This window comes from Haloferax sp. Atlit-10N (assembly GCF_003586325.1).
In the GTDB taxonomy this organism is placed as follows: Archaea; Halobacteriota; Halobacteria; order Halobacteriales; family Haloferacaceae; genus Haloferax; species Haloferax prahovense.
Genome location: NZ_PSYX01000189.1, coordinates 1 through 434, shown reverse-complemented (window position 1 = coordinate 434; position 434 = coordinate 1). Strand labels below are relative to the sequence as shown.

Here is a 434-nt window from a genome sequence, read left to right as displayed (position 1 = left end):
CCGTCGAGTTTCGCTGGCAGACTGTGCTGAATCACGCGACTCCATCCTTCTGAGAGTTCTCGCTTGGTCGTCCGTCCCCAGCGGACGATCGGCATGACGTACGCGTGGTTGTGCGCCTGAAGCAGCGTCAAACACTTGCTGTCGTAGAATTCGCGGTCAAGATAGACGGCCTTGACACCGAGGTCAAGGCCGTCGAGAATACCGAGGAACTCTGCGAGGACACTGCTGGCGGTGTCGCCGTCTTCGAGACGGCGCACCGCCAGCGTGTAGCGTTTGTTCTTCACGCGCGCGTAGAGTGTCGCGTACGCGTGGAACGCGGTGGTTCCACGCTTCGCTTGTGAGTGATACAGGCCGTCTGTATCGTCTTCGTCGCCGTAGTAGGGCCGCAGGTGGAGGTCTGCGCAGACCTCCACCTGCTGGGGAAGGACGTCGAG

1 pseudogene is annotated in these 434 nt (G+C 61.1%); it reads right to left on the bottom strand.

The features are described from left to right. Positions 1–434 (bottom strand): annotated as a pseudogene (locus C5B91_RS21810) (ISH3 family transposase); the annotation flags it as partial.